A 24,559-nucleotide genomic window follows, 5' to 3' on the forward strand; every position below is an offset into this window, starting at 1 on the left:
TCAGAGACAGGGGCCGGGACCTGGCTCAGGTGGTCAACTTGTCCAGCAAGGTCCGGGCCGCCATCTGCTCGGCCTGGCGCTTGCTGCCTGCGGTCGCTTCGGCAGAGGTGCCGTCGGGCAGGCGAACCTCGATGGTGAAGACCGGAGCATGATCCGGACCGCTACGGGCGGTTTCGACGTATTTGGGCGGCTGGTGGCCGCGCGCCTGCGCCCATTCCTGCAATGCGGTCTTGGCGTCCTTGGCGTCCTCTTCGACGGCGTCGATGCGTTTGTCCCAAAGGCGCAGGATCAGGGCGCGCGCGGCCTCGAACCCGGCGTCCAGGTAGACCGCGGCAATCACCGCTTCCATCGCGTCCCCCAGCAGCGCCATCTTGCGCCGCCCACCAGAGAGTTGTTCTGACCGGCCCAGTTTCAGAGCGTTGCCGATACCGACCTGGCGCGCGACGTCGGCGCAGGTTTCCTTGCGCACCAGGGCGTTGAACCTGGGTGCCATCTGACCCTCGGTCGCGGCGCGATCGCGTTCCAGCAGGGCTTCGGCCATGACCAGACCCAGAACGCGATCGCCGAGGAACTCCAACCGCTGGTTGTCCTCGCGCCCCGGTCCGGACATCGAGGCATGGGTGACCGCACGACGCAACAGGCGCGGGTCGGCGAAACGGTGGCCCAGCGACTCTTGCAGGGCGATGAGTTCGGCGGATACCTTCATTCGATTGTCCTCAGCAGACGCCCTTCGCGCCCTTCCTGCGAATAGAGCACCAGACGCACCCGACCTGCAACATGGCTCAGGGGAACCAGCCCGACACCGCCCGATCTCCGGGGGATGCGGCTGTCCAGCGAATTGTCGCGGTTGTCGCCGAGGACAAAGATATGCCCATCGGGAACGCGGAATTCGACGGTGTCGTCGGTGCGATGCGTGCCGATGTTCAGCACGGTGTAGCTTGGGCCGCCGGGCAGGGTTTCGCGCGCGGCCTGTTTGATGCAGGGGGCGCCGGGTGCCGTTGGGGACAGGCAGCGCGGACGCGTTCCGATCATTGTGGGGCGGTTGGGTTCGTTCCAGTCCGGGAGGGAGGTTTGCGGGACGGGGGTGCCGTTCAGGATCACCTGACCATCGCGCATCTGCACACGGTCGCCGGGCAGTCCGATCACCCGCTTGATGAAGTCCAGCCCGCTGACCGGATGCCGAAAGACGATCACCGCGCCGCGTTCCGGAGCCGAAAAGCTGCGAGTGGCCAGCGCGTAGTCGCCGGGTTGAAGGGTAGGTGACATGCTGCCGGTCGGGATGATGTAGGGCGCCCAGAACACGCGACTGCCGATCAGGGCAACCATGACCCAGACAAGCGCCCGACCCGACTGGCTGAAGGGGCCCGGTGTGGCATCGGGCCGATTGCGGCGGATTGCCATGATCGCCACCAGCGCAAGAGAGACCAGAGGGATCGCCAGGCCCCACATCCACCAGCCGGACCAGCCCATCGCGCGCAGGCGCCGCCGGGCATGCCCCCAGAACAGCAGGGTTGCCAATGCCGCGGCCAGCGCCCCGACGGCCCCGGCCGGGCTGAGCGGGGACAGTCGGCCCTGCGCGACCAGCAGCGCAACCACCAGCACGGCGGCCAGAACGAACCCGGCGCGGCCGGTCAGGCCGCGCCAGTCAAAGGCTTCAGTCAGAAAGCTCACTCGATCACTTGGAAGTACCGGTCGCTCCGCCAGGTCCAGAAGAATAGCATCGACCGACCGGCGGAAGAGAACATGATCCGGTCAGCCCGACCGATCAGGTTCTCGTAGGGGACAAAGCCGACGCCATTGGCGATATTGGGCACGCGGCTGTCCGAAGAGTTGTCGCGGTTGTCCCCCATGAAGAAGTAATGCCCTTCGGGAACCGTGTAGACCGGGGTGTTGTCGGATCCCTGCATGCCGATGTTCAGGATCGAATGGCTGACACCGTTGGGCAGCGTCTCGATTAGCTTTTCCTTGATGCAGGTGGCGCCGTCGCCGACCGTGCCGTTGGAGCAGCGCGGGCGCAGGCCCTGCGGTCCTTGCGGCGCGGCCAGTTCCTCGAAGGTGCCATCCGGGGTCAGTTCGACCGGTTGGCCATTGATATGCAGCACACCGTTGCGCATCTGGATGCGTTCGCCCGGCAGGCCGACCAACCGCTTGATGAAGTCGCGCCCCGACACCGGGTGGCGGAACACGACCACGTCGCCGCGCTTGGGCTCTCCACCAAAGAGGCGCTTGTTGTCGCCATCGGCCCAGCCACAGAAGTCCTGCGCGTCCACGTTGATGCCGAAACGCGGAATGATGATCGAGGGGCAGGAGGCGTAGGAATAGCCATAGGCCATCTTGTTCACGAACAGGAAGTCGCCGATCAGCAGCGTGTCCTTCATCGATCCCGAGGGGATCCAGAAAGGCTGGAACAGGAAGGTGCGGAAGACGCCCGCGATCAGCAGCGCGTAGACAACCGTCTTGATGGTCTCGACGAGACCGCCCTTCTTTTCTTCCTTCGCCATGTGATCTGCCCTTTGCCTCACCTGTCCGGCGCTTCATGGGCGGCGGGGCAGGGCGTGTCAAGGCACGAGGGCCGGGCGTTGACCGGGCAGGGCAGCGCTTGCTACGGTTTGCGGATTGTCAGGTCCGTCCGGGATTTCTTCATGACCTTGCCTCGCCTTCTCGCCGCGCTGCTCTTCGTGCTAGCCGGACACGGTGCCAGCGCTTTCGAAGGTTGCAAATTCTCCTTTCGCATCGACACGCAAAGCTCGGCCCTTCAGGCGCTGATCCAAGGGGCATCGGAACGCGGCGGGTTCTGGCGCCCGATCACCGAGGCCCCGGACGACGTGCAGGATATCGCGCGTTATATCGGGCGCCTGGACGTCTGCCTGATGACGCCGGATGGCAAGCCTCGGACGGTGACGCTCAACGGTCAGACCCGGACGCTGAAAAGCCCGCAGATGACCACCTGTACCGCGGCGCTCCTGCCCGGAAACCGCCTGCTGACCAACAACCACTGTTACTACAACGATGTCATGGTCGCGGCGGGGTTCACCTTCGTTCAGGAGGCGCGTATCAACTTTGGCTATACGGCGGCGGATTTCACCGGCGACGTCAAGACTTATGCCGTCTCGACGCGCGAGCTTGCGCGGGATGAAAAGCTTGACGCGATGGTGCTGCAGATCTTCGGCGCGGATGCGAACGAGGCACTGGGCGGGCATGTGCCGATGGTGATGCAGCCGCGCGTGCGCCCGCGGCGCGCGCTGACGATGATCCACCATCCGAACGGCGATCCGCAGCAGTTCTCATCCGGAACCTGTCAGGTACACCCGGACCAGAGCAAGCTGCCCGAAGAGGCGTCGCAATTGCGCCATAGCTGCGAGACGACGGGCGGCTCGTCCGGCTCCCTTCTGCTGGACGCGCGCTCCTTGGCCGTTGTCGGCCTGCACAACCAGGGTGGGTTGCACGGGCGCGGCGGCTTTAACGGTGGGCACAAGATCGCGGCGGTCGAAGCGGCGTTGGGGCTGGGATTTCAGGCCAAGGCGGCGCCGGAGCCCGTTGTAATTCCCAAGCCGGACCCGGAAACCCTTGCCCAGGAGGCTCTGACCGAGGCGCTGCAGCTGGACGGCATCGAGGCGCGGCGCGCGGCGCTGGAAAACGTGGTTTTGCAATTTCCCGACAGCCGCGCCGCGAGAAGTGCCGGATTCACTTTGGACCTGATGATCTCAAAGCGCGATCCTGAGGTCGAGGCCGCGGTGGCTCTGACCAAGGCTCTGTCGTTGCAAGGTGCGGCACAGACCCAAGCACTTTCGGACCTGCTTCAGGCGTATCCGGGCACGACCGCCGCAAAAAGTGCAAGTACGTTCTTGACTACGGCAATGGCGTCCAAATCCGATACACCTGTAGCAGTTACCGACGGCCTAGCGCGGTTGGAACGGCCCGATGAAGCGCCCCGTTTCGATGGCAATACTCTGTTTGTCGCGGGCGCCAAGTTGACCGGCCATGGTGCTGTGCGTGTGGTTGGCGCAGATCCCGGCTCGGTGTTTCGGACCGGGGACATGGTTGTTCGGGTCGGGGGTGCCACCGTCGAGAGTGCGGCTAGCCTGTACTTGAAGCTTTCCGGGGCTGCCCGGAAAATGCAGGGCAGAATGAATGTTGAGGTTCTGCGCAACGGTCGAAACCTTGGTGTGACTGTCCGCCTATCCGGAGTAGAGCAGGAGGTGGGAGCGACCTTACTTTCCCGTGCTCTTGCCGACGGAGACTTTCGCTTTGACGGATATCGGCTCAGCTATGGCGAACTTGAATTCGGTGGTTCTGTTGCGGTCGAGGTGATCGGTGCCGGGGAAACCGCCCGGCTGCGGGTTGGGGATCGAGTTGTAAGCGTCGACGGTGAGCCCGTTCGAAGTGTGCCAGCGTTTTATCTCAGGCTACGCAAGGCATCGGGCCAGGGCAAATCTAACCTCAGGCTGGGGGTTGCGCGTGCCGGGCGAACCTGGTCTGTCACGATGCCCGTGGGCCGACTGAAGCCCTGAAAGCCCGCCATAGCGCATCAGGTACAGGGCCGCGCCTCGATCACGACGAAGGCCTGCGCCCAGGGGTGATCGTCGGTCAGGGTGACGTGGATGATGGCCTCGTATCCCTCGGGCGTCATCGCCTCCAGCCGCTCTTTTGCCCAGCCCGTCACCTCCATCACGGGCTGGCCGGTGTGCAGGTTGCTGACAGCCATGTCCTTCCAGGCGATGCCCATGCGCAGCCCCGTTCCAAGCGCCTTGGAACAGGCCTCTTTCGCGGCCCAGCGTTTGGCGTAGGTGCCGGGCGTATCCGCCCGGCGTTCGGCCTTGGCCTGTTCCACTTCGGTGAAGACGCGGTTGCGGAACCGGTCGCCGAAACGGTCGAGCGTGCCGGCGATCCGGTCGATGTTGGCCAGGTCGGTGCCGATGCCAAGGATCATTGCGTCAGCCTCCTGCGGGCGGGTGGGAACCCGCCCCACAAACCCCGGCGCCGCGCCAAGGTCAAGATCAGGGGAGGATGTCGCCGTCGATGACGCCGGTGGCCTGGTTGAGCGTAAAGCGCAGGGTCGCCGCGCCGGGCATGGCGGTGGCCGGGTCGTAGACGCTCACAGGGACGGTGAATGTCAGGCCCGTGGCGGGGTCGTAGTCGGCGGTCAGGGCGCCGAATTCCATCCCGGCAAAGCCCATGCCGTTCAGCCCGATCACCTTGCACTGACGGTCCCCCAGTTCCGAATAGGGCGGCGACAGCACCAGCATCCAGGCCCAGCCGGCGGCGGGCTCGATAGTGTCCATCAGCGCCAGGCGGGTCTTGCCGTTGGAAAAGGTACGGCTGTGCGCCTCCCAGGGTTCGACGATGTTGCGGGCGCTGGCCTGCCAGTCGCAATCCTGCACGGTGACGATGGTCTCCTGTGCCGCCGCAAGGGCCGGAAGCAGGACAAGGGGCAGGGCGCAGAACAGGCGTTTCATGGGCTTGATCCTTGTCAGAACTGCTTTTGCGCAAGGATAGCCCCTCCGGGACAAGGGGGCGAGGCGGGGATTTCCCGACCTTTCCCGACCCTCCCCGATCTTGCGCCTGTTCAGAAGCCGAGGCGCTGCAAGCGCCCGATCACCTTGCGGAAAATGACTGGCGGCAGGATGTCTTGCAGCATGTCAGCCCGCTTCACCTGCCGGTCGACCTGATCCCTCGTACCGGGGCGGGGTTTGAACAGCGTCGTGTGGGATTTGCGCCTGTGGTCCCAGGTGGCGGTGTAGTAATACAGGGCCAGCGACATCCGGGGTTCTCCGTCGGGATGGTTCACCGTCTCGGGGTTGCCGTGCCAGGTGTCTGACCCGGTGTTGAAGCAGCACATGCGGTTGAAGAGCGGCACGAAGCCCGCGACCTTTTCCGTCATGTCGGTGTTCCAGATCTCGAAGGAGCCGCCGTATTCCTCTTTCCAGCCCTTGTTCAGGTAGATCAGGATATTCAGCCGCCGTTCCAGGTTGAGCTTCTGATTGTGGTTGAAGTCCGCATGGATATCGAGGTGCCCGCCGTTGGCGACCACATGCACGCCGCCGCCCGCGAAAAAGGGGTCCGGGATCAGCCCGTTGATGCCGGTCATCTCTTCGAGGAAGCGCACAAAGGGGCGCGAGTTCAAGACGTAGAACAGGTTGCGCGTGTAGGGCGGCAGGCGCTCCGGCAGGTAGCTGGATTTCAGCTTTTCCTGCGGGCGGTTGAACATGTCCTCGGCTTCGGGCAGTTGTTTCAGCTCTTCCAGGACACGGTCCAGCACCTCTGCGGGCAGAAAATCGTCAAAGCTGCCGTAGGGATAGGGGTGGCGATCGCGATAGGTCGCGGCGGCGGCTGCGCCTGCCGCCTTGGCAGCCGTTGCGTCGATGGCAAGGGTTTCTGGATCCATTGGAATGACGGGCATGACGGCACCTTCGGCAATTGCAGGCGGTTTGGCCCGCTGTACCCGGGTTTTACGGCGAAAAAATGGAGGCAATCCCGCGGAGTGCTGTGAACCGAATGATCGATCCGCGCGGGTCAGCCGCGCGCGGCGTCCATCAGGCGGCGCATTTCCGCGATGGCCGGGCCGAGACCGCGAAAGATCGCCTCTCCCACCAGGAAGTGGCCGATGTTCAGTTCCATGACCTCGGGAAATGCGGCGACGGGTTGCACTGTCTCGTAGGTCAGCCCGTGTCCGGCGTGCACCTCCAGCCCCAGCGAATGCGCATAGGTGGACATTTCACGCATCCGTTCCAGTTCCGCGTCGCGCTTGTCGACCTGCCCTTCGGCGTGGAAATCGCAATAGGCGCCGGTGTGCAACTCGATCACCTGCGCGCCGATCCGGTGCGCGGCCTCGATCTGGCGCTGGTCGGCGGCGATGAAGATCGACACGCGGCAACCGGCCTCTCGCAGGGGAGCGATGAAATGCGCCAGCTTGTTTTCTTCACGTGCCACCTCAAGCCCGCCCTCGGTGGTCTTTTCCTCGCGCTTTTCGGGGACGATGCAGACGGCATGCGGCTTGTGGCGCAGGGCGATCTTCTGCATCTCGTCGGTGGCGGCCATCTCGAAATTGAGCGGCACGCTCAGGTTTTCCATCAGCCCGTCGATGTCCGCGTCCGAGATATGGCGCCGGTCCTCGCGCAGGTGCGCGGTGATGCCGTCGGCGCCGGCTTCCTCTGCCAGCTTGGCCGCCCGGATCGGATCGGGATAGGCGCCGCCGCGCGCATTTCGCACGGTTGCGACGTGATCGATGTTGACGCCAAGGCGCAGTTGTCCGGTTTGGGTCATGAAGGCGATCCCCGTTCTGGAATTTGATCAAAAGCTAGAGTGGCGGGCAGGAAATTGAAAGCGGGAATCGGGTGGTCCCGGACGGCCCGGCGATCACTTGGCCTCGCGCGCTTTTTTCTTCTTCAACTCGGCCAGTTTGGCCTTGATGGCCCCCTTGCGGCGGTTCTGAAAGGCTGTGATCAGCGGCCGCGAGACATAGTAAGCGATGGTGGCCGCGATCAGGCCGGGCAGGATGCCGCCCACCATGTAGGGAAAGAACACCTCGTCATAAAAGATCTTGAGGTGGCTCCAGTCGGTCTTGTCCGGGGTGAAAATGGCGATGAAATTGTCCCAGAGGTCCTGGCCCGCCTTGACGAACTTCTTGCCTATGCTGCCGTGATCCTCATCCGCTTCGAGCCCCAGCAGCCAATACCCAGTCTTCATCGCGATCACGCCGATTGGCACATAGGTCAGCGGATTGCCGAAAAACGTCGACAGGATCGCCGCCAGGATGTTGCCCCGCATGATCCAGGCGATCAGCGCGGCGGTGAAGAAGTGAAACCCGTAAAAGGGCGTAAAGGTGGTCAGCACACCGGCAAAGATGCCGCGCGCGATTCTGTCGGGAGGATCGGGCAGCCGGTTGACGCGCAACTGGACATACCGAGCCGCCCGCGCCCAGCCGCCTCGTGGCCAGAGCACTTCGAGCACGATCCGGCCGATCGGCCGTCTGTCGCGTCTCTTGAAGACCAAGCTGTGCCTTTCTTGCCTATTCTGCCGCTTCTGTCGCCGCAGCCGGAACCGATTCAAGCCCGGGGTCACGTCGACGGACGACAGCGGCCACATGGCTTTCCGCCTCCAGCGTGGAGATCAGGGAGTGCAGATGTTCCGCATCTCGCAGGTCGATGTCCATCATGAGGCGGTAAAAATCCGGTTTGCGGGCGATGAAATTCAGATCAGAAATATTGGCCTTGGTCTCGCCGATCAATGTGCAAATCCGTCCCAGCACACCAGCATCGTTGCCGATGGTGAGTTCGAGTGACACCGTATATACGGCCGGGTGCTTGCCCTCCGCCCAGTGCAGGTCCAGCCAGCGCTCTGTCTGGTCCTCGTGATCTGCCAGGGCGGCGCAGTCGATGGCATGGACGGCAACACCGTGGCCGCGATGCGCAAGTCCCACGATTCGTTCGCCCGGCAGGGGCTGACAGCATTTCGCCCGTTCGAATCCCTGGCCATGTTCCAACCCGACGACCGCGCGTTTCATCTCGATCTCGCCGTCGTCCTGGATCGCGAGGTTGGGATAGACCGCCTCGACCACCTCGGAGGTGGTCAGTTCGGCGCTGCCCAGTCGCGCAAGCAGGGTTTCGGTGTCGTCCAGTCGCAGCGTCGCCGCGGCCTTTTCCAGCACCTTGTCCGTCGCTTTCTTGCCGCGCGATTCGAAGGCGGCCCGGGCCAGTTCATGGCCCAGCTTGGCGTAGCGTTCCTTGTTGGCTTCGCGCAGGGCGCGGCGGATTGCCGATTTCGCCTTGCCCGTCGTCGCCATGTCCAGCCAGGTCGCCTGTGGCGCCTGGCCTTCGGCGGTGATGATCTCGACCGACTGGCCGTTCTTCAGCCGCGTCCACAGCGGCACGCGGATGCCGTCGACCTTGGCGCCGACGCATTTGGACCCGATCCGCGTATGAATCGCATAGGCATAGTCGATCGGCGTCGCCCCGCGCGGCAGTTTCACCACGTCACCCTGGGGCGTGAAGCAGAAAACCTTGTCGGAATACATCTCCAGCTTGACCGCCTCGAGAAAGGCGTCGTGGTCTTCCTCGGCGTCGAACTGTTCGGTGACCGAGGCGATCCACTTGGCCGGGTCAACGGCAAAGCGGTTCTCTGCTCGCACCCCGTCGCGATAGGACCAATGGGCCGCAACCCCGGTCTCGGCGACCTCGTGCATTTCGCGGGTGCGGATCTGTACCTCGACCCGCTTGCCATCGCGCCCCGACACCGTGGTGTGGATAGAACGATAGCCGTTGGTCTTGGGCTGGCTGATATAGTCCTTGAACCGACCGGGGATGGATTTCCAACGCTGGTGGATGGCGCCAAGCGCGCCATAGCAGTCCGCCTCGGACCGGGTGATGACGCGAAAGCCGTAGATATCCGAGAGGCGGGAAAAGCCGATCTTCTTTTCCTGCATCTTGCGCCAGATCGAATAGGGCTTTTTCGCGCGGCCAAACACCTCGGCCTCGACACCTGCCTTTTCCAGCTCGTGGCGCATGTCGGTGGTGATGCGCTGCACTACGTCGCCGGTTTCACGCTGCAGGGTGATGAAGCGGCGGATAATGCTGTCGCGGCCCTTGGGGTTCAGCACGCGAAAGGCGTGGTCTTCCAGTTCCTCGCGCATCCACTGCATGCCCATCCGGCCTGCCAGCGGCGCATAGATGTCCATCGTCTCGCGCGCCTTCTGCACCTGCTTGTCGGGGCGCATGGCGCGGATGGTGCGCATGTTGTGCAGCCGGTCGGCCAGCTTGACCAGGATCACGCGCAGATCCTTGGACATGGCCATGAACAGCTTGCGAAAGTTCTCTGCCTGCTTGGTCTCGGAACTGGACAGCTGGAGGTTGGTCAGCTTGGTGACGCCATCGACAAGGTCGGCGATCTCGCGCCCGAAACGCCGTTCGACCTCGGCAAAGGTCGAGCGCGTGTCCTCGATCGTGTCGTGCAGCAGGGCGGTGACGATGGTGGCGTCGTCGAGCTGTTGCTCGGTCAGGATCGCCGCCACCGAAACCGGATGCGAAAAATAGGGCTCGCCCGACTTGCGGAACTGCCCCTCGTGCATCTCGCGGCCATAGTCATAGGCCGCGATGATCAGATCTGCGTTGGTGCGCGGATTGTAGTTGCGGACGAGATCGACGAGGTCTTCTGCCGAGATCATGTCAGCACCACACCGCCGGCCCGGGGGCTCAGCCCTGGCCCTGCGCCTCCATCAGCGCGCGCAGCAGCTTTTCTTCGGACATGTCGTCTTCTTGCGGCTTGTCCTGCTCTGCGCCCATCAGCAGTGCCATCGCGTCTTCTTCGGGCTCGTCGACCTCGATCTGGGTCTGGTTCGACTCGATCAGACGCTCGCGCAGCTCGTCGGCGGACTGGGTTTCCTCGGCGATTTCGCGCAGGGCGACCACCGGGTTCTTGTCATTGTCGCGGTCGACCGTGATCGCGGCACCGGAAGACACTTCGCGCGCACGATGCGCGGCGAGCATCACCAGTTCGAACCGGTTCGGGACCTTGTCGACGCAATCTTCTACCGTCACGCGTGCCATGAAAAGCGCTCCGTTATCCTGTTACGAGGGCCTCAGAAAGGCATGACATAACGCGCCCTTGCCCGGGATACAAGGGGGGGATGCCATCACAAGGCCCGTTACAAGGCGCTGACGTCGGCAAGGTCCTGCCCGGGCAGGGCTGCCAGCATCTCTTTCACCGTAGCGCCTGTCAGCGGATGGCGCCAGTCCGATGCGATGTCGGCCAGCGGCACCAGCACGAAGGCGCGGTCCTGGATGCGCGGATGAGGCAGGATCAACTCGCCTGGGACGTCTTTCGTCTGTCGCTCCAGCGGCAGATTGCGCCAATGCGCCTGGCCCTCGGGATCCGGGCGCACAAGGTCACCGGCGGCCAGCAGGTCGAGGTCCAGCGGTCGGCTGGCCCACCGCGTTCCGCGGGTTCGACCGAACTCGGACTCGATGGCGTGGAGGATGTCCAATACTACCTGAGGGTGAGTGGGGCCGGTCGCTGCCACGCACGCATTCACGAAGTCCGGCCCGTTGCCGGGCGGGAAACAGGGGGTTGCGAAAAACCGGCTGACCCGGCGCAGACGCAGCCCGGAAGCAGTCATCGCGGTCAATGCCGCGGCCAGGGTGTCGCTGCTGCCGCCCGCGCTGGACGGCAAGTTTGAGCCGAGTGCTATAAGGAATTCTTGTGCCATTTGCCCTAACGTACTATCCTTTTGGTACTTCCCCGCGCCTTGCGAAGCGCGGAAAAAACAATAATGTTAGCCGGACGCGCCCGCTACCACTCACTCACTCACGGACTTGGCGGGCCGATTGGACGAAAGGAAATTTTATGTTCTACAAGGACGAACGGCTTGCGCTGTTCATAGATGGCTCCAATCTCTACGCTGCGGCCAAGGCTCTCGGGTTTGATATCGACTACAAGCTCCTGAGACAGGAATTTGCACGTCGTGGCAAGATGGTTCGGGCCTTCTATTATACGGCGCTTCTGGAGAACGATGAGTACTCTCCGATTCGCCCTCTGGTTGATTGGCTCCACTACAACGGCTTCACGATGGTGACCAAGCCCGCGAAGGAGTACACGGACAGCCAGGGGCGTCGCAAGGTCAAGGGCAACATGGACATCGAGCTGACGGTCGATGCGATGGAGCTGGCCCCGCGGGTGGATCACATCGTGCTCTTCTCCGGTGACGGTGACTTCCGTCCGCTGGTCGAAAGCCTCCAGCGGCAGGGCGTGCGGGTTTCGGTGGTCTCGACCATCCGCTCGCAACCCCCGATGATCGCCGACGAGTTGCGCCGCCAGGCCGACAACTTCATCGAGCTCGACGAGCTGCGTGAAGTCATCGGTCGTCCGCCGCGCGACAACCAGGTCGAACGCAACTTCGAGGTCGCCTCGAGCAAGTAAGACCATAGGCCGCCGTGCCGAAACCCGCTCCACAGGGATGAGGGCGCGGGGACAGGGCAGGGCGGCCCGAAACGGATGGGACGGTGCGCTGCGCCGTCCCTTTCCTTTTGGTCCCCACCTTTGGGCCGGTTCCTTGGCCTGTCCGGCTTGGGCAAAGGGGCGCACTGGACGAGCAGGGGTCAAGGTCTTAGGTCAGGGACAAGCACAGGACGAAAGGCCGCGCGATGACTGACAGACTGCCGCCGCTCACTCTATACCTTGCCGCGCCGCGCGGGTTCTGCGCCGGTGTCGACCGGGCCATCAAGATCGTGGAAATGGCGTTGGAGAAATGGGGCGCGCCGGTCTACGTCCGGCACGAGATCGTCCATAACAAATACGTCGTCGATGATCTGCGCGCCAAGGGGGCCGTCTTCGTCGAGGAACTGGAAGACTGCCCTGACGACCGTCCTGTGATCTTTTCCGCGCATGGCGTGCCGAAATCCGTTCCGGCCGAGGCGGCCAAGCGCGAGATGATCTATGTCGACGCCACATGCCCGCTGGTCTCCAAGGTGCATATCGAGGCCGCCCGCCACCACGAGAACGGGTTGCAGATGATCATGATCGGCCATGCCGGCCACCCAGAGACCGTGGGAACCATGGGCCAGCTGCCCAAGGGCGAGGTGCTGCTGGTCGAAACGGTCGAGGACGTGGCCCATGTCGAGGTGCGAGACCCCGAGCGCCTAGCTTTCGTCACCCAGACGACGCTGTCCGTCGATGACACGACCGACATCGTGGCTGCACTCAAGGCGCGGTTCCCGGCCATCGTCGGCCCGCACAAGGAAGACATCTGCTATGCCACCACCAACCGCCAGGAGGCGGTCAAGGCACTGGCGCCAAAGGCGGACGCGCTTTTGGTTGTGGGCGCCCCCAATTCCTCGAACTCGAAGCGCCTGGTCGAGGTCGGGCGCCGTGCGGGCTGTGCCTACTCGCAGCTTGTCCAGCGAGCCATAGATATCGACTGGCGTGCGCTGGACGGCATCGCATCGGTGGGGATCACCGCCGGCGCCTCTGCGCCAGAGGTGCTGATCGAGGAGGTCATCGACGCTTTCCGCGCCCGCCACGACGTAAGGGTCGAGTTGATCGAGACAGCACAGGAAAACGTCGAGTTCAAGGTGCCGCGCGTGCTGCGCGAACCGGCCTGACACGCCATCACAAGAGGCCGCCTGATGTCCCGCATTCCCCGTTCAGCCCTGTGTCTCGGCCTTGCCGGCGTGCTGCCTTTTGTCTGGGGTGTCCTGACCCTGCTTTCGCCCGGCCTGCACGATTGGGGCCTGGGTGCCCTCGGCGCGCGTTTCGTCGGCCCCTATGTCCAGCTGTTCTACGGCGCGGTCATCCTCTCCTTCATGTCCGGCGTGCTGTGGGGATTTGCCACCAAGGCCGAGGGAAGCCGGGCGACCACCGGCTACGTGCTGTCCGTCCTTCCCGCGCTCTGGGCTTTTTTCACCACGGGCGGAGGCGAGACCGCAGCCACGCTCAACCTGACATTCGGGTATCTCGCCTTGTTGCTGCTGGACGCGGCGTTCTGGCGCTGGGGGCTGGCGCCGCCCTGGTGGATGCAGTTGCGCATCCTTCTGACGGCGCTGGTCGTCGCTTGCCTGCTGCTCACCGCACTGCTCTGAACCGGCTTGCGAAGGGCGCTGGAAAAGGCCAGACCACAGCCATGACAGACCGTGAAACCATCCGTATCTACGACAGCCGGGCGCAGGACTACGCCCGGGTCACCGCCTCCGACGCCCCGGACGCCACCCTGCGGGCCTTCATCGAGGCGTTGCCCGCAGGGGCGCATGTGCTTGATCTCGGCTGCGGTCCGGGCCTCTCGGCGCGCCACATGGTCGCTGCCGGATGCCACGTCGAGGCATGGGATGCATCCGCCGCGATGGTGGAACTGGCGTCGGCCCGTCCTGGCGTGACCGCGCGCCAGGCGGATTTCGATGCGCTGGAAGTCGTGGCGGCCTATGACGGCATCTGGGCCAACTTCAGCCTGCTGCACGCCCCGCGCGAGGCCATGCCACGCCACCTGGCGGCCATTCACCGCGCGCTGAAGCCCGGCGGCCTCTTCCACATCGGCGTGAAGTCCGGCTCGGGCAGCAAGCGCGACAACCTCGGCCGCCTCTATACCTACTACACCGAGGCCGAACTGGCGGGCCTGCTTCGGGCCGCGGGTTTCACCCCCGGTGCCTTCCGTCACGGCGAGGACCTCGGCCTGGACAATGTCATGGCCCCCTGGATCACGGTGACCGCGCATGCCTGAACTTTTTGCCTATACCGATGGCGCCTGTTCCGGAAATCCCGGTCCCGGGGGATGGGGCGCCTTGCTGCGGGCGATGGATGGCGAAACGGTCGTAAAGGAGCGCGAGCTGAAAGGCGGCGAGGCACAGACCACCAACAATCGGATGGAACTGCTGGCCGCGATCAACGCATTGGAAAGCCTTGCCCGGCCCTCGACCATCACCGTCGTGACCGACAGCGCCTACGTCAAGAACGGCGTCACCGGCTGGATCCACGGCTGGAAGCGCAACGGGTGGAAGACTGCCGCCAAGAAACCGGTCAAGAATGTCGAACTCTGGCAGAGGCTGGACGAAGCGCAGAAGCGCCATGACGTGACCTGGGAGTGGGTCAAGGGCCACGCCGGCCACCCGGAAAACGAGCGTGCCGACGAATTGGCGCGCGCGGGCATGGCGCCCTTCAAGAAATGAGCGGATCCCGCGCATGAGCCTGCTGGTCCTGCTAGATTATGCCGCTGTCTTGGTCTTTGCGCTGACCGGCGCGCTGGTTGCCAGCCGCGCGCAGCTGGACATCGTTGGCTTTGCCTTTCTCGCCGGTCTGACGGGGCTGGGCGGGGGAACCTTGCGCGACACGCTGTTGAACCGCACGCCGATCTGGATTGCCGACCAGACCTATCTTGCGGTTGTGACAGGCGCTGCCGTGCTGGTCTTTTTCACGGCCCACCTGCTGGAAAGCCGGATGCGCGCGATCCTCTGGCTGGACGCGCTGGCGCTGGGTGTCGCCGTGGCCGCCGGGGCCGGGGTGGCGCAGGGGCTGGGTCAGCCCGTGGGCGTCGTGCTGGTCATGGGAATCGCCACAGGCTGTGCCGGCGGTCTGGCCCGCGACGTGGTTGCCAACGAACTGCCGCTGGTGCTGAAACAAGGCGAACTTTACGTCACCTGCGCTCTTGCAGGATCGCTGGCCGGTGTCCTGGCCACGCGGGCGGGCGCCTCGCCCGCGGTCAGCGCCGGACTGGTGGCACTGGTGACCGTTGGACTCCGCGCCGGGTCGCTGACGTTGGGTTGGCGTCTGCCGGTCTACCGGCCGCGCCCGCCGCGACAGTAACCACGGGGGCTGTGTCGTCCTTCCCCAGTGCCGTTTCTTGGTGAAAATCTCCCCGGGGCGCGCGAGGGGCTGCCCCCTCGCATCAGCCTTTCGGATTGACCGTCATTGCAGGTCGGCAAAGGCCTCTTGCAGGCGTTCGACGGCCAGGGCGACCCGGCTGCGCGGCGTGGCAAAGTTGAAGCGTAGGAAACTCTCTCCGCCTGTCCCGAAGGTATTGCCGTGGTTCACGGCGATCCGGGCCTCCTTTTCCACCCGCCGGGTGAATTCCTCGGGGGCCATGCCCGTCCCCGTGAAGTCGACCCAAGCCAGGTAGGTCGCCTGCATCGGCATCGAGGTCACGCCCGGAATCGCGTTGACGCCCTCGTCGAACAGCCGCCGGTTGCCATCTAGGTAGGCGCAAAGCTCATCGACCCAGGCGGCGCCCTCGGGCGAATAGGCGGCGGTGGCGGTCACCATGCCAAAGGAATTGGGCGACATGCCCAGCCCCGCCATGACGTCGCCAAAGCGTTTGCGCAGGGCGGTATCGGGAATGATGACATTGCCGATATGGCTGCCCGCCATGTTGAAGGTCTTTGTGGTGGCCGACATCATCACCAGCCGGTCCTCGATGCCGGCGTCGACCTTGGCCATAGGAATGTGCTTTTCGCCCGGCATCAGCAGGTCATGGTGGATCTCGTCCGAGACCAGCACAAGGTCATGCCGCTTTGCGAATTCGGCAAGACCGCGCAATTCCTCCTCTGTCCAGACCCGGCCGCCGGGATTATGTGGAGAACAGAGCATCACCAGCTTCTCACGCCCGGTCATCATGCCGTCGTAGGCGTCGAAATCCATTTCGTAACGACCGTTGTTCATCACCAGCGGGCATTCCACCACCTCGCGCCCCGCAGCGCGGATGACCCGGGCAAAGGCATGGTAGACCGGCGTGAACAGCACCACGCCGTCCCCCGGCTCTGTGTAGGCCTGCAGGCAAAGGCCCGTCCCGTTCACCAGCCCATGCGTGGAAAAGATCCAGTCGGGCGAGATTTCCCAGCCGTGCCGCTCGTCCAGCCACCAGCGGATCGCGTCACGATAGGCGGTGTCGGGCCCGAAGTAGCCGAACAGCCCGTGATCGACCATCCGCTGCAGGGCCGCGCGGACACAATCGGGCGGACGGAAATCCATGTCTGCGACCCACATTGCCAGCCCGTCCTCGGGCGAGACGCCATAGGCCTTTTCCATCATGTCCCACTTGGTCGAATGCGTGCCCACGCGGTCGATGTCCTCGTCAAACCGGCTCATCACCTGCCCCTTTCTGCATCTACGCGGCGCAGGCTATCCTGACGGGTGGCAGGTGCAAGGGGCCGCGCTTGCCTATATCGTCCGCGATGCTTAAATCGGGCGCATGAAACGGCCGATCCTCATTCACCCCGACCCTCGCCTGAAAAAGGTCTGCGCCCCCGTCGACGATCTGTCAGACGATCTGCGCGCCCTTTCGGATGACATGCTGGAAACCATGTATGCCGCGCCGGGCATCGGGTTGGCCGCGCCGCAGATCGGCATCCTGTCGCGGCTGATCGTGCTGGACTGCGCGAAAAAAGATGACGTGGACGAGGCACGCCCCCTGGTCATGTTCAACCCGCAGGTGGTGGCCAGCAGCGATGAACGCAACGTCTACGAGGAAGGCTGCCTGTCGATCCCCGACCAGTATGCCGATGTCGAACGACCCAAGGTGGTAGACGTCGAATGGCTTGACCGCGACGGCAAGCTGCAGCGCGAAACCTTCGACGGGCTCTGGGCCACCTGTGTCCAGCACGAGATCGACCACCTCGACGGCAAGCTGTTCATCGACTACCTGAAACCGCTCCGGCGGCAGATGATCACCCGCAAGATGGTCAAGCTCAAGAAAGAGCGGGCGCGGGAAAAGGCGTGAGCATTCTTCCGATCCTGAAATGGCCCGATCCGCGCCTAGCCCAGCCTTGTGCTCCGGTCCAGGAACCCGCCGCCATCGAATCGCTGGTGACGGACATGTTCGAAACCATGTACGATGCGCCCGGTCGTGGCCTTGCCGCGCCGCAGGTCGGCGTGATGCAGAGGTTCTTTGTCATGGACGCGGGCTGGAAAGAGGGCGACATGACCCCGCTCGTCTGCATCAACCCGGCGATCCTGTCGGCCTCTGACGAGCAGGCGGTGTCAACAGAGGGCTGCCTCTCCGTTCCCGGCGTGACTGCGGAAGTGACCCGCCCTGCGACGATCACGCTTGCCTTCACAGATCTTACGGGCGCCGCGCAGCGACTGATCCTGACCGGGCCGGAGGCGACGATCGCCCAACATGAATACGACCATCTCGACGGGGTGTTGCATTTCGACCGGCTGGACCCGGCGGGGCGCGATGCGCTCCTGGCGGCCTACGAAGCGGGGCAGGACGCATGAGCGTACGTCCTTTCGTCCCCTGGCCCGACAAGCGCCTGCGCACCGCCGCCGCTCCGGTCGAGCAGATCACCGACGAGATCCGTGCCATCTGGGAGGACATGATCGACACGATGGAGGCCATGCCCGGCGTCGGCCTTGCCGCGCCACAGATCGGCGTGATGCTGAGGCTTGCGGTGGTCGATGCCTCCGACGAACGTGGCAAATCTCTGCGCATGGCCAACCCCGAGATCCTGCACGCCTCCGTCGAGTTCCGGGACCATGACGAGGCCAGCCCCAACTTGCCCGGTGTGCACGCGAAGATCAGCCGTCCGCGCGCCGTGACCGTCACCTATACCGACCCGCAGGGCATGAAGGTGCGCAAGGATCTGGTCGGTCTCTGGGCCACTTCCGTCCAGCACCAGATCGACCACCTGAACGGGCGGATGTATTTCGACCGGCTCAGCAAGATGAAACGCGACATGCTCTTGCGCAAGGCCCGCAAACGCGGCTGACGCCATCTGGTCCCGCCCGCCTGCCTGCGTTACACCCGCGACACGATCATCGCAGGAGCAGGTACATGCGCGTTGTCTTCATGGGCACCCCCGATTTCTCTGTCCCGGTCCTCGACGCGCTGCATGCGGCGGGCCATGACATCGCCTGCGTCTATTGCCAGCCACCGCGTCCCGCCGGACGTGGCAAGAAGGACCGCCCCACCCCGGTGCATCAGCGCGCCGAGGCACTGGGCCTGCCGGTTCGACATCCCGAAAGGCTGAAATCGCCCGAGGACCAGGCCGCATTCGCCGAGTTGAATGCCGACGTGGCGGTTGTTGTCGCCTACGGTCTGATCCTGCCGCAGCCGGTGTTGGATGCGCCGAAACTGGGCTGCCTGAACATCCATGCCTCCCTGCTGCCCCGCTGGCGCGGTGCGGCCCCGATCCACCGCGCGATCATGGCCGGAGATGCCGAAACCGGCGTCTGCATCATGCAGATGGAGGCCGGGCTCGACACCGGCCCGGTTTTGCTGCGCGAGGCCACGCCCATCGGTGCCACGGAAACGACCGGCGAATTGCACGACCGGCTCAGCCAGATGGGTGCGCGGCTCATCACCCAGGCGCTCGACCGGATCGACGACCTCGTGCCCGAACCCCAGCCCGAGGAGGGCGTCACCTATGCCGACAAGATCGACAAGGCCGAGGCCGCCGTAGACTGGACGCGCCCCGCGGAAGAGATCTCGCGCCAGGTCCGCGGACTTGCGCCCTTTCCCGGCGCCTGGACCACGCACAAGGGGGACCGGATAAAGCTGCTGGGCGCCGAACCGGCAGACGGGCAGGGCGCGCCGGGCGTGCTGCTGGACGATTGCTTTACCGTGGCTTGCGGAACCGGCGCCCTGCGCATCAGCCGCGCGCAACGGGCAGGCAAGGGCGCGCAGGACGCGGCAACCTTTCTGAACGGTTTTCCACTGCCCAAGGGCACACATCTGGGCGGCTGAACCTCTGGGCATCGCGCGCCCGTGCCCCTATCGTGATCACGGACCCAAGGAGACCCCTATGTTCCCCACCCTGATCGGCACCGTGGTCATCGCCGGGATCACCGGCTATCTCTCCGAGAAATCGGGATTTACCAGGAACGGCATCCTGTCCAGCATCATCATTTGCATCGGCGGTGCCTTCCTGTTCTATTTTATCACCATCATGTTCGGCATTGGTTTTCGCAGCCCGGGCCTGAATGCCATCCTCTCTTCAATCGGCGCGCTGATCATCGTGCCGACGCACTGGCGACGCCGCAGATGACCCGGGGTGGCGCCATGTCACGCCCATTGCCGCCGGCACCGAGGGCCGGGCGCATTTCCGGGTCTTCCCCCTAGGCGCCGCCGTGCCGCTCGCCTATCCTGCCCGCAGAGACGCGCCCGCCCAAGAGGAGCATCCATGCCTATTGTCTGGCTCATCATTGTCGGCGCCGCCGCCGGTTTCCTTGCCACCCGCATGATGAAGATGGATACCGGCATCCTGCCGACCATCGCCATCGGCATCGGCGGCGCGCTGATCGGCGGCCTGATCCTGCGGTTTCTGCTGACCGTGACGGGGCTATTGGCCGGACTCGTTGGCGCCGTGCTGGGGGCGCTCCTGCTGATCTGGGTCTGGCAGACCTTCATGCGCTAGGTGTGCATGTGCGCTTGCACAGACCTCCTGCGCGCCTATCGGCCTTGGTGTGCAAGCTTTGTGGTTCTACCTCCCTGCCAAGTCAAAGGAGGATCGCATGGGACAACTTGTTGACGGCACCTGGCACGAAGGCTGGTATGATACCGGAAAGACCGGCGGCAAGTTCGTGCGCTCGGAGTCAAGCTGGCGCAACTGGATCACCGCCGATGGCGCTCCCGGCCCCACGGGCGAGGGCGGCTTCAAGGCGGAAGCGGGCCGTTATCACCTCTATGTCAGCTATGCCTGCCCCTGGGCGCATCGCGCGCTGATCTTTCGCCAGCTCAAGGGGTTGCAGGACCTGATCACGGTCAGTGCTGTACATCCGGACATGCTGGGCGACGGCTGGACCTTCGACACCGATAGCAAGGGGGCGACGGGCGATACGCTCTATGGCCTGCCCTACCTGCGTGACATCTATACCAAGGCCGACCCGCAGGCGACGACCCGCGTCACCGTTCCCGTGCTGTGGGACAAGCAACGTGAAACCATCGTCTCGAACGAAAGTGCCGAGATCATCCGCATGTTCAACAGTGCCTTCGACGGGATCACCGGCAACACGCAGGATTTCTGGCCCGAGGCTCTGCGCGAAGCGATCGAGCCGATCAATGCGCGCATCTATGACACGCTGAACAACGGCGTCTACAAGTCGGGCTTTGCGACCACGCAAAAGGCCTATGACGACGCTGTACACCCGCTTTTCGAAACGCTGGAATGGATCGAGGATCGGCTGTCACACAACCGGTTCCTGATGGGGGACGCAATCACAGAGGCCGACTGGCGGCTCTTCACCACGCTGATCCGCTTTGACAAGGTCTATCACGGTCACTTCAAGTGCAACCGGGCGCGGATCGTCGATTTCCCGAATCTCTGGGCCTATACCCGTGAACTGTACCAGTGGCCGGGCGTGGCGGAGACGGTGAATTTCGATCATATCACGCGGCATTACCACTATAGCCAAGAAACGGTGAACCCGCACCGCATCGTGCCCGTGGGCCCGGACCTGGATCTTGACGCGCCGCATGGGCGTGACAAGCAGCGCGCGGCCTAAGCCGCGTCAGCCCGTCCGGGCGTAGTGCCTGACCATCGTCGCGAGATCGTCGGGAGAGGTGCTGCTGGGCAGAAAGGCGCAGGCATTGGCGCAAAGGTTGAAGATCGACCCGTCCGAAAAGAAGGTCGTATTGGTGACGAAGATGATCCGCGCTTCGGGTTGGCGATATTGCGCCAGGTCGGAGACGGCCAGCGCGTTGCCGCCCTCCAGCACCACGTTCAGGATGATGATGTCGAAATTCTGAGCCGCAAGCAGGTCAAAGGCGGCCTCCTCGGTGGCGGCCGTCCAGACTTGGGCACCTCCACGCTGGATATGCCTCTTCCACAGCTGAGCCAACGGCTCGCTGTTTTCCACGATCAGCACGTTCAAGCGACTCTCCTCGCACCCAGCACTGGGGTAGAATATCCCCTGTGAACCGTTCCTTGTCTTCATCATGTGTTCACAGGAGTGAAGAAACGGTTAATTGCCATGAGAATTTTGAATAAAGGGTAAATACCCGCCTCGGTTGTCAGCGACTGCCCGGTCGGAAACCTGCCACAAGTTGCCCCGAAAGCGAAGCGCGCTTGCCCCGGGCGCCGGTCTTGATAATGTGCCGCCAAACAGAGCAAACGAGGAATTCGATGCGGTTTTCGGCAATTATCGGAGCGCTGATGCTGGCAGGCGCGGCGCAGGCGCAGGACGTGCCCTGTGGCGGAAGCTTTGGCGCCTTCGTCGACGGTCTGGCGCAAGAGGCGGTCACGCAGGGACATGATCCCGCCACGGTTCGGCAGTTTTTTGCCAGCGCGCAGCAAAGCAGCGCCGTGCTGAGGGCCGATCGCCGGCAGGGGATCTTTCAGGATCCTTTCATCACCTTCTCGCGCAAGCTGATAAGCCAGTACCGGCTGGACAACGGACGCCAGATGGCGGACCGCTACAACTCCGTCTTCGACCGGATCGAACGCGAGTACGGCCTTTCCCGCGGTGTCCTGCTGGCCTTCTGGGCGTTCGAGACCGATTTCGGGGCCTTCCAAGGCGATTTCAACACGCTCAACGCGCTGGTGACGCTGGCGCATGACTGCCGCCGCCCCGAGATCTTCCGGCCGCAGATATTCGCGGCTCTCAAGCTGTACGAGAATGGCGATTTCGACCCGCGCACCACGACCGGCGCCTGGGCCGGTGAGATCGGCATGGTTCAGATGCTGCCCAAGGACATCCTGATCAACGGCGTCGATGGTGACGGCGACGGCCATGTGACGCCCAAGACCTCGGCCCCCGACGCCCTGATGTCCGGCGCCAAGATGCTGTCGCACCTCGGGTGGCGCCCGAACGAGCCCTGGTTGCAGGAGGTTGAACTGCCCTCCGACCTGAACTGGTACGACACCGGCATGCACACCACCAAGACGGTGGCGGAATGGGAACAGTTGGGTGTGCGCGGCAAGCACGGGGCGCTGGACGATGGTCGGCTGGAGGCATCCATCATCATCCCGCAGGGGCGCAAAGGGCCGGCCTTCATCGCCTATCCGAACTTCAGTGTCTATTTCGAATGGAACCAGAGCTTTACCTATGTTCTGACCGCCGCCTACTTCGGCACCCGGCTGGAGGGCGCGCCAGTCTACGACGCGGGCAACCCCGAGCCCGGGCTGTCCGGTGACCAGATGAAGCGCCTGCAGTCCAAGCTGGCCGCGCGCGGCTACGACGTGGGAGAAATCGACGGTATCCTCGGCGCGGGCACCCGCGGCGCGGTCCGCGATGTTCAGCGCGAACTGGGAATGCCGGCGGATGCCTGGCCGACGCCTGCGCTGCTGAACCGGCTGTAAACGGGGCAAACCGTGCGGCGGACAGGGCGCTGCGTTACCCGATGATCTCGAAACGGTTCACGTCCACCATTCCCCGGTCGGTGATCTTGAGCGCCGGGATCACCGGCAATGCCAGGAAGGCAAGTTGCAGGAAGGGTTCTTCCAGCGTCACGCCCAGCGACTTCGCCGCTGCCCTCAGGTCGACCAGCCGGGCGCGGACTTCCTCGAAGGGCTCCAGGCTCATCAGGCCGGCCACGGGCAGCGCCAGCTCGGCCCGGACCTCGCCATCTCGGGCCACCACGAAACCGCCTTCGATCTCGGACAGCCGATTGGCGGCCACGGCCATATCGGCATAGTCCACGCCGACGCAGGCGATATTGTGGTGGTCGTGGCAGACGGTCGAGGCAATCGCCCCGGCCTTCAGGCCAAAACCCTTCACGAACCCCGTGGCGATATTCCCGTTCTTGCCGTGCCGCTCCACCACCGCGATGCGCACCAGGTCGCGGGTGACGTCCGGCGCCTTGTCACCGTCCACGATGGCAATGTCCTCGTGCAGGTGGTCGGTCAGGATCTGGCCCTCGCGGATGCCGATGACATCCGTTTCGACACGGTTGGCCCGTGCCCGGAAATTTTCGGGTGAAACCTGCGGCGCCTTGACCGAAGCGCGCCCCACAGGCGCCACCGTCTCGCGTGCGGAAAACGCCGCCTCCGAAAGCATGACGCCGCCCGCCAGCACCATCTGCGCGTCGCAGGCGACCAGCGAGCCGACGGCGACGATATCCGCCCGTTTGCCTGGGGCGATCATGCCGCGATCTTTCAGGCCAAAGGCCTCGGCGGCCGAAAGGCTGGCCGCGCGGTAAACCGACAATGGCGAGCACCCCAGCCGGATCAACTCTCGGATCATGTAATCAAGGTGCCCGTGTTCGCCGATGTCCAACGGGTTTCGGTCGTCGGTGCAGAGGCACATGTAAGGCGCCGTTCGTTCATTCAGCAGCGGTTGCAGCGCATTCAGGTCCTTGGAGACAGAGCCTTCGCGGATCAGCACCCGCATCCCCTTGCGCAGCTTTTCCAGGGCCTCTTCCGCGCTGGTCGCTTCATGTTCGGTCCGGATGCCCGCCGCGACATAGGCGTTCAGGTCCTTGCCGGACAACAGGGGGCAATGCCCGTCCACATGGCCGCCCTCGAACAGGCGCAGCTTGTCCATGCAGGCGGGATCACGGTGGATCACGCCGGGAAAATTCATGAACTCCGCCAGACCCAGGCCCGACGCGTGCCCCATCAGCCCGGCAATCTCCGCGGCGGTCAGTTCGGCGCCCGCGGTTTCCATATGGGTCGAGGGCACGCAGGACGACAGCTGGACCTTAATGTCGATCAACGTATGGCGGCTGGCCTGCTGGAAATAGCGCACGCCGGCCTCGCCGATCACGTTGGCGATTTCATGCGGGTCGCAGATCGCCGTCGTTACCCCGCGCGGCCCCACGCACCGGTCGAACTCGAAAGGTGTGACCAGCGAGGACTCGATATGCAGATGGGTGTCGATGAACCCCGGCACCAGGATCAGCCCAGTGACGTCGATCACCTCGCGGCCTTCGTAGCGGTCCAGGGTGCCGACGATTGTGTCGCCGGAGATGGCGACGTCGCCGTCGAGCAACTCTCCGGTCATCAGGTCGAACACCCGCCCACCGCGCAGCACCTTGTCCGCGGGTTCATCCCCGCGCCCCTGCGCGATGCGTCGTTCCAGATCCGCCATGACTTTGCCTTTCGAAAACTGCTTCGTGCCGGATGATGGCACAGCGTCCGGTCCCCTGCGAGGGCTTACGCCGCCGCAACCAAGCCGACCCATCCGCCGGTTGCAATGGACCCCAAGGCAC

Annotated in this window: 29 protein-coding genes; 15 read left to right on the forward strand and 14 right to left on the reverse strand. The window is 64.2% G+C overall.

Annotated features, from left to right (window positions below):
- Positions 1–25 precede the first annotated feature (25 nt).
- Genes rnc through lepB (ACQY5B_RS02945) form a run of 3 tightly spaced genes read right to left on the reverse strand, consistent with a single transcriptional unit; the run spans position 26 to position 2,501 of the window.
- Positions 26–706, reverse strand: a complete 681-nt coding sequence (rnc, locus tag ACQY5B_RS02935) for a ribonuclease III (protein WP_305969185.1) — start codon at positions 704–706, stop codon at positions 26–28.
- Positions 703–1,671 (reverse strand): signal peptidase I, encoded by a 969-nt coding sequence (lepB, locus tag ACQY5B_RS02940; RefSeq protein WP_420326446.1) that lies wholly within the window; start codon positions 1,669–1,671, stop codon positions 703–705. Before lepB (ACQY5B_RS02940) ends, rnc begins: the two co-directional genes overlap by 4 nt.
- The gene (gene lepB, locus ACQY5B_RS02945; protein WP_305969183.1) at positions 1,668–2,501 is read right to left on the reverse strand and encodes a signal peptidase I; all 834 of its coding nucleotides are present in this window, start codon (positions 2,499–2,501) and stop codon (positions 1,668–1,670) included. The genes lepB (ACQY5B_RS02940) and lepB (ACQY5B_RS02945) overlap by 4 nt, the downstream gene beginning before the upstream one ends.
- A 324-nt stretch (positions 2,502–2,825) precedes the next feature.
- On the opposite strand from lepB (ACQY5B_RS02945), the gene ACQY5B_RS02950 reads away from it, so the two are divergent.
- Positions 2,826–4,511 (forward strand): trypsin-like peptidase domain-containing protein, encoded by a 1,686-nt coding sequence (locus ACQY5B_RS02950; protein WP_420326444.1) that lies wholly within the window; start codon positions 2,826–2,828, stop codon positions 4,509–4,511.
- A gap of 17 nt (positions 4,512–4,528) precedes the next feature.
- Here the strand turns inward: ACQY5B_RS02950 and acpS are convergent, their stop codons facing one another.
- The 8 genes from acpS to folK form a co-directional block, all read right to left on the reverse strand.
- Positions 4,529–4,930, reverse strand: coding sequence for a holo-ACP synthase (gene acpS, locus ACQY5B_RS02955; protein ID WP_420326443.1), 402 nt, complete (start codon positions 4,928–4,930; stop codon positions 4,529–4,531).
- 67 nt (positions 4,931–4,997) lie between these two features.
- Entirely contained in the window at positions 4,998–5,456 is a 459-nt protein-coding gene (locus tag ACQY5B_RS02960) for a hypothetical protein (protein WP_305969180.1), read from the reverse strand.
- Between the two features lie 110 nt (positions 5,457–5,566).
- Entirely contained in the window at positions 5,567–6,400 is an 834-nt protein-coding gene (locus ACQY5B_RS02965) for a 2OG-Fe(II) oxygenase (protein ID WP_420326442.1), read from the reverse strand.
- 113 nt (positions 6,401–6,513) lie between these two features.
- Positions 6,514–7,263 (reverse strand): pyridoxine 5'-phosphate synthase, encoded by a 750-nt coding sequence (locus tag ACQY5B_RS02970; RefSeq protein WP_420326441.1) that lies wholly within the window; start codon positions 7,261–7,263, stop codon positions 6,514–6,516.
- Positions 7,264–7,356: 93 nt separating this feature from the next.
- Complete coding sequence (locus ACQY5B_RS02975) at positions 7,357–7,992, reverse strand: DUF2062 domain-containing protein (RefSeq protein ID WP_305969177.1); 636 nt, start codon at positions 7,990–7,992, stop codon at positions 7,357–7,359.
- A 16-nt stretch (positions 7,993–8,008) separates the two neighbouring features.
- Positions 8,009–10,159 (reverse strand): RelA/SpoT family protein, encoded by a 2,151-nt coding sequence (locus ACQY5B_RS02980; protein ID WP_305969176.1) that lies wholly within the window; start codon positions 10,157–10,159, stop codon positions 8,009–8,011.
- A 28-nt stretch (positions 10,160–10,187) separates the two neighbouring features.
- Positions 10,188–10,541: a DNA-directed RNA polymerase subunit omega gene (gene rpoZ, locus ACQY5B_RS02985; protein WP_043142299.1), complete on the reverse strand. Its 354-nt coding sequence runs from the start codon at positions 10,539–10,541 to the stop codon at positions 10,188–10,190.
- Positions 10,542–10,639: 98 nt separating this feature from the next.
- A complete protein-coding gene (gene folK, locus ACQY5B_RS02990; RefSeq protein ID WP_420326440.1) occupies positions 10,640–11,164 on the reverse strand; it encodes a 2-amino-4-hydroxy-6-hydroxymethyldihydropteridine diphosphokinase in 525 nt (174 codons plus the stop codon).
- Between the two features lie 173 nt (positions 11,165–11,337).
- On the opposite strand from folK, the gene ACQY5B_RS02995 reads away from it, so the two are divergent.
- The 6 genes from ACQY5B_RS02995 (at position 11,338) to ACQY5B_RS03020 (ending at position 15,279) form a co-directional block, all read left to right on the forward strand.
- Positions 11,338–11,910 (forward strand): LabA-like NYN domain-containing protein, encoded by a 573-nt coding sequence (locus ACQY5B_RS02995; RefSeq protein WP_219513532.1) that lies wholly within the window; start codon positions 11,338–11,340, stop codon positions 11,908–11,910.
- Between the two features lie 224 nt (positions 11,911–12,134).
- Positions 12,135–13,091: a 4-hydroxy-3-methylbut-2-enyl diphosphate reductase gene (ispH, locus tag ACQY5B_RS03000; protein WP_420326438.1), complete on the forward strand. Its 957-nt coding sequence runs from the start codon at positions 12,135–12,137 to the stop codon at positions 13,089–13,091.
- A 24-nt stretch (positions 13,092–13,115) separates the two neighbouring features.
- Positions 13,116–13,568: a DUF3429 domain-containing protein gene (locus tag ACQY5B_RS03005; protein ID WP_420326437.1), complete on the forward strand. Its 453-nt coding sequence runs from the start codon at positions 13,116–13,118 to the stop codon at positions 13,566–13,568.
- A gap of 41 nt (positions 13,569–13,609) precedes the next feature.
- Positions 13,610–14,200 carry a class I SAM-dependent DNA methyltransferase gene (locus ACQY5B_RS03010; protein WP_420326436.1) on the forward strand — a complete coding sequence of 197 codons (591 nt, stop codon included), beginning with the start codon at positions 13,610–13,612 and terminating at the stop codon, positions 14,198–14,200.
- Positions 14,193–14,645, forward strand: coding sequence for a ribonuclease HI (gene rnhA / locus ACQY5B_RS03015; protein ID WP_305969171.1), 453 nt, complete (start codon positions 14,193–14,195; stop codon positions 14,643–14,645). Before ACQY5B_RS03010 ends, rnhA begins: the two co-directional genes overlap by 8 nt.
- 13 nt (positions 14,646–14,658) lie before the next feature.
- Entirely contained in the window at positions 14,659–15,279 is a 621-nt protein-coding gene (locus ACQY5B_RS03020) for a trimeric intracellular cation channel family protein (protein ID WP_420326435.1), read from the forward strand.
- 102 nt (positions 15,280–15,381) lie between these two features.
- On the opposite strand, the gene ACQY5B_RS03025 is transcribed toward ACQY5B_RS03020, so the two are convergent.
- Complete coding sequence (locus ACQY5B_RS03025) at positions 15,382–16,557, reverse strand: MalY/PatB family protein (protein ID WP_420326434.1); 1,176 nt, start codon at positions 16,555–16,557, stop codon at positions 15,382–15,384.
- Positions 16,558–16,660: 103 nt separating this feature from the next.
- On the opposite strand from ACQY5B_RS03025, the gene def (ACQY5B_RS03030) reads away from it, so the two are divergent.
- The 7 genes from def (ACQY5B_RS03030) to ACQY5B_RS03060 all read left to right on the forward strand — a co-directional run bounded on the left by def (ACQY5B_RS03030) (position 16,661) and on the right by ACQY5B_RS03060 (position 20,913).
- Positions 16,661–17,188 carry a peptide deformylase gene (gene def / locus ACQY5B_RS03030; protein WP_420326433.1) on the forward strand — a complete coding sequence of 176 codons (528 nt, stop codon included), beginning with the start codon at positions 16,661–16,663 and terminating at the stop codon, positions 17,186–17,188.
- The gene (def, locus tag ACQY5B_RS03035; protein WP_420326432.1) at positions 17,185–17,688 is read left to right on the forward strand and encodes a peptide deformylase; all 504 of its coding nucleotides are present in this window, start codon (positions 17,185–17,187) and stop codon (positions 17,686–17,688) included. The genes def (ACQY5B_RS03030) and def (ACQY5B_RS03035) overlap by 4 nt, the downstream gene beginning before the upstream one ends.
- The gene (def, locus tag ACQY5B_RS03040; protein WP_420326431.1) at positions 17,685–18,179 is read left to right on the forward strand and encodes a peptide deformylase; all 495 of its coding nucleotides are present in this window, start codon (positions 17,685–17,687) and stop codon (positions 18,177–18,179) included. The genes def (ACQY5B_RS03035) and def (ACQY5B_RS03040) overlap by 4 nt, the downstream gene beginning before the upstream one ends.
- Positions 18,180–18,244: 65 nt before the next feature.
- Positions 18,245–19,156 (forward strand): methionyl-tRNA formyltransferase, encoded by a 912-nt coding sequence (gene fmt / locus ACQY5B_RS03045; protein WP_420326430.1) that lies wholly within the window; start codon positions 18,245–18,247, stop codon positions 19,154–19,156.
- A gap of 58 nt (positions 19,157–19,214) precedes the next feature.
- Positions 19,215–19,457, forward strand: coding sequence for a hypothetical protein (locus ACQY5B_RS03050; protein ID WP_420326429.1), 243 nt, complete (start codon positions 19,215–19,217; stop codon positions 19,455–19,457).
- 135 nt (positions 19,458–19,592) lie between these two features.
- Complete coding sequence (locus tag ACQY5B_RS03055; protein ID WP_420326428.1) at positions 19,593–19,826, forward strand: GlsB/YeaQ/YmgE family stress response membrane protein; 234 nt, start codon at positions 19,593–19,595, stop codon at positions 19,824–19,826.
- 97 nt (positions 19,827–19,923) lie between these two features.
- On the forward strand, positions 19,924–20,913 hold the full coding sequence (locus tag ACQY5B_RS03060) for a glutathione S-transferase family protein (RefSeq protein ID WP_420326427.1): 990 nt from the start codon (positions 19,924–19,926) through the stop codon (positions 20,911–20,913).
- A gap of 6 nt (positions 20,914–20,919) precedes the next feature.
- On the opposite strand, the gene ACQY5B_RS03065 is transcribed toward ACQY5B_RS03060, so the two are convergent.
- Positions 20,920–21,276 (reverse strand): response regulator transcription factor, encoded by a 357-nt coding sequence (locus ACQY5B_RS03065; RefSeq protein ID WP_371931748.1) that lies wholly within the window; start codon positions 21,274–21,276, stop codon positions 20,920–20,922.
- A gap of 257 nt (positions 21,277–21,533) precedes the next feature.
- On the opposite strand from ACQY5B_RS03065, the gene ACQY5B_RS03070 reads away from it, so the two are divergent.
- Positions 21,534–22,709 (forward strand): lytic murein transglycosylase, encoded by a 1,176-nt coding sequence (locus ACQY5B_RS03070; protein ID WP_420326426.1) that lies wholly within the window; start codon positions 21,534–21,536, stop codon positions 22,707–22,709.
- A gap of 34 nt (positions 22,710–22,743) precedes the next feature.
- Here the strand turns inward: ACQY5B_RS03070 and ade are convergent, their stop codons facing one another.
- The gene (ade, locus tag ACQY5B_RS03075; RefSeq protein ID WP_420326424.1) at positions 22,744–24,438 is read right to left on the reverse strand and encodes an adenine deaminase; all 1,695 of its coding nucleotides are present in this window, start codon (positions 24,436–24,438) and stop codon (positions 22,744–22,746) included.
- Between the last annotated feature and the right edge of the window lie 121 nt (positions 24,439–24,559).

The sequence above is a fragment of the Antarctobacter sp. genome (assembly GCF_965277915.1).
Taxonomy (GTDB): Bacteria; Pseudomonadota; Alphaproteobacteria; order Rhodobacterales; family Rhodobacteraceae; genus Antarctobacter.

Bases quoted from the DNA above. Each gene is read 5' to 3' on its own strand.
- rnc (WP_305969185.1), bottom strand. From the start codon at position 706: ATGAAGGTATCCGCCGAACTCATCGCCCTGCAAGAGTCGCTGGGCCAC.
- lepB (WP_305969183.1), bottom strand. From the start codon at position 2,501: ATGGCGAAGGAAGAAAAGAAGGGCGGTCTCGTCGAGACCATCAAGACG.
- acpS (WP_420326443.1), bottom strand. From the start codon at position 4,930: ATGATCCTTGGCATCGGCACCGACCTGGCCAACATCGACCGGATCGCC.
- ACQY5B_RS02960 (WP_305969180.1), bottom strand. From the start codon at position 5,456: ATGAAACGCCTGTTCTGCGCCCTGCCCCTTGTCCTGCTTCCGGCCCTT.
- ACQY5B_RS02965 (WP_420326442.1), bottom strand. From the start codon at position 6,400: ATGCCCGTCATTCCAATGGATCCAGAAACCCTTGCCATCGACGCAACG.
- ACQY5B_RS02970 (WP_420326441.1), bottom strand. From the start codon at position 7,263: ATGACCCAAACCGGACAACTGCGCCTTGGCGTCAACATCGATCACGTC.
- ACQY5B_RS02980 (WP_305969176.1), bottom strand. From the start codon at position 10,159: ATGATCTCGGCAGAAGACCTCGTCGATCTCGTCCGCAACTACAATCCG.
- rpoZ (WP_043142299.1), bottom strand. From the start codon at position 10,541: ATGGCACGCGTGACGGTAGAAGATTGCGTCGACAAGGTCCCGAACCGG.
- ACQY5B_RS02995 (WP_219513532.1), top strand. From the start codon at position 11,338: ATGTTCTACAAGGACGAACGGCTTGCGCTGTTCATAGATGGCTCCAAT.
- ispH (WP_420326438.1), top strand. From the start codon at position 12,135: ATGACTGACAGACTGCCGCCGCTCACTCTATACCTTGCCGCGCCGCGC.
- ACQY5B_RS03005 (WP_420326437.1), top strand. From the start codon at position 13,116: ATGTCCCGCATTCCCCGTTCAGCCCTGTGTCTCGGCCTTGCCGGCGTG.
- ACQY5B_RS03010 (WP_420326436.1), top strand. From the start codon at position 13,610: ATGACAGACCGTGAAACCATCCGTATCTACGACAGCCGGGCGCAGGAC.
- rnhA (WP_305969171.1), top strand. From the start codon at position 14,193: ATGCCTGAACTTTTTGCCTATACCGATGGCGCCTGTTCCGGAAATCCC.
- ACQY5B_RS03020 (WP_420326435.1), top strand. From the start codon at position 14,659: ATGAGCCTGCTGGTCCTGCTAGATTATGCCGCTGTCTTGGTCTTTGCG.
- ACQY5B_RS03025 (WP_420326434.1), bottom strand. From the start codon at position 16,557: ATGAGCCGGTTTGACGAGGACATCGACCGCGTGGGCACGCATTCGACC.
- def (WP_420326433.1), top strand. From the start codon at position 16,661: ATGAAACGGCCGATCCTCATTCACCCCGACCCTCGCCTGAAAAAGGTC.
- def (WP_420326431.1), top strand. From the start codon at position 17,685: ATGAGCGTACGTCCTTTCGTCCCCTGGCCCGACAAGCGCCTGCGCACC.
- fmt (WP_420326430.1), top strand. From the start codon at position 18,245: ATGCGCGTTGTCTTCATGGGCACCCCCGATTTCTCTGTCCCGGTCCTC.
- ACQY5B_RS03050 (WP_420326429.1), top strand. From the start codon at position 19,215: ATGTTCCCCACCCTGATCGGCACCGTGGTCATCGCCGGGATCACCGGC.
- ACQY5B_RS03055 (WP_420326428.1), top strand. From the start codon at position 19,593: ATGCCTATTGTCTGGCTCATCATTGTCGGCGCCGCCGCCGGTTTCCTT.
- ACQY5B_RS03060 (WP_420326427.1), top strand. From the start codon at position 19,924: ATGGGACAACTTGTTGACGGCACCTGGCACGAAGGCTGGTATGATACC.
- ACQY5B_RS03070 (WP_420326426.1), top strand. From the start codon at position 21,534: ATGCGGTTTTCGGCAATTATCGGAGCGCTGATGCTGGCAGGCGCGGCG.
- ade (WP_420326424.1), bottom strand. From the start codon at position 24,438: ATGGCGGATCTGGAACGACGCATCGCGCAGGGGCGCGGGGATGAACCC.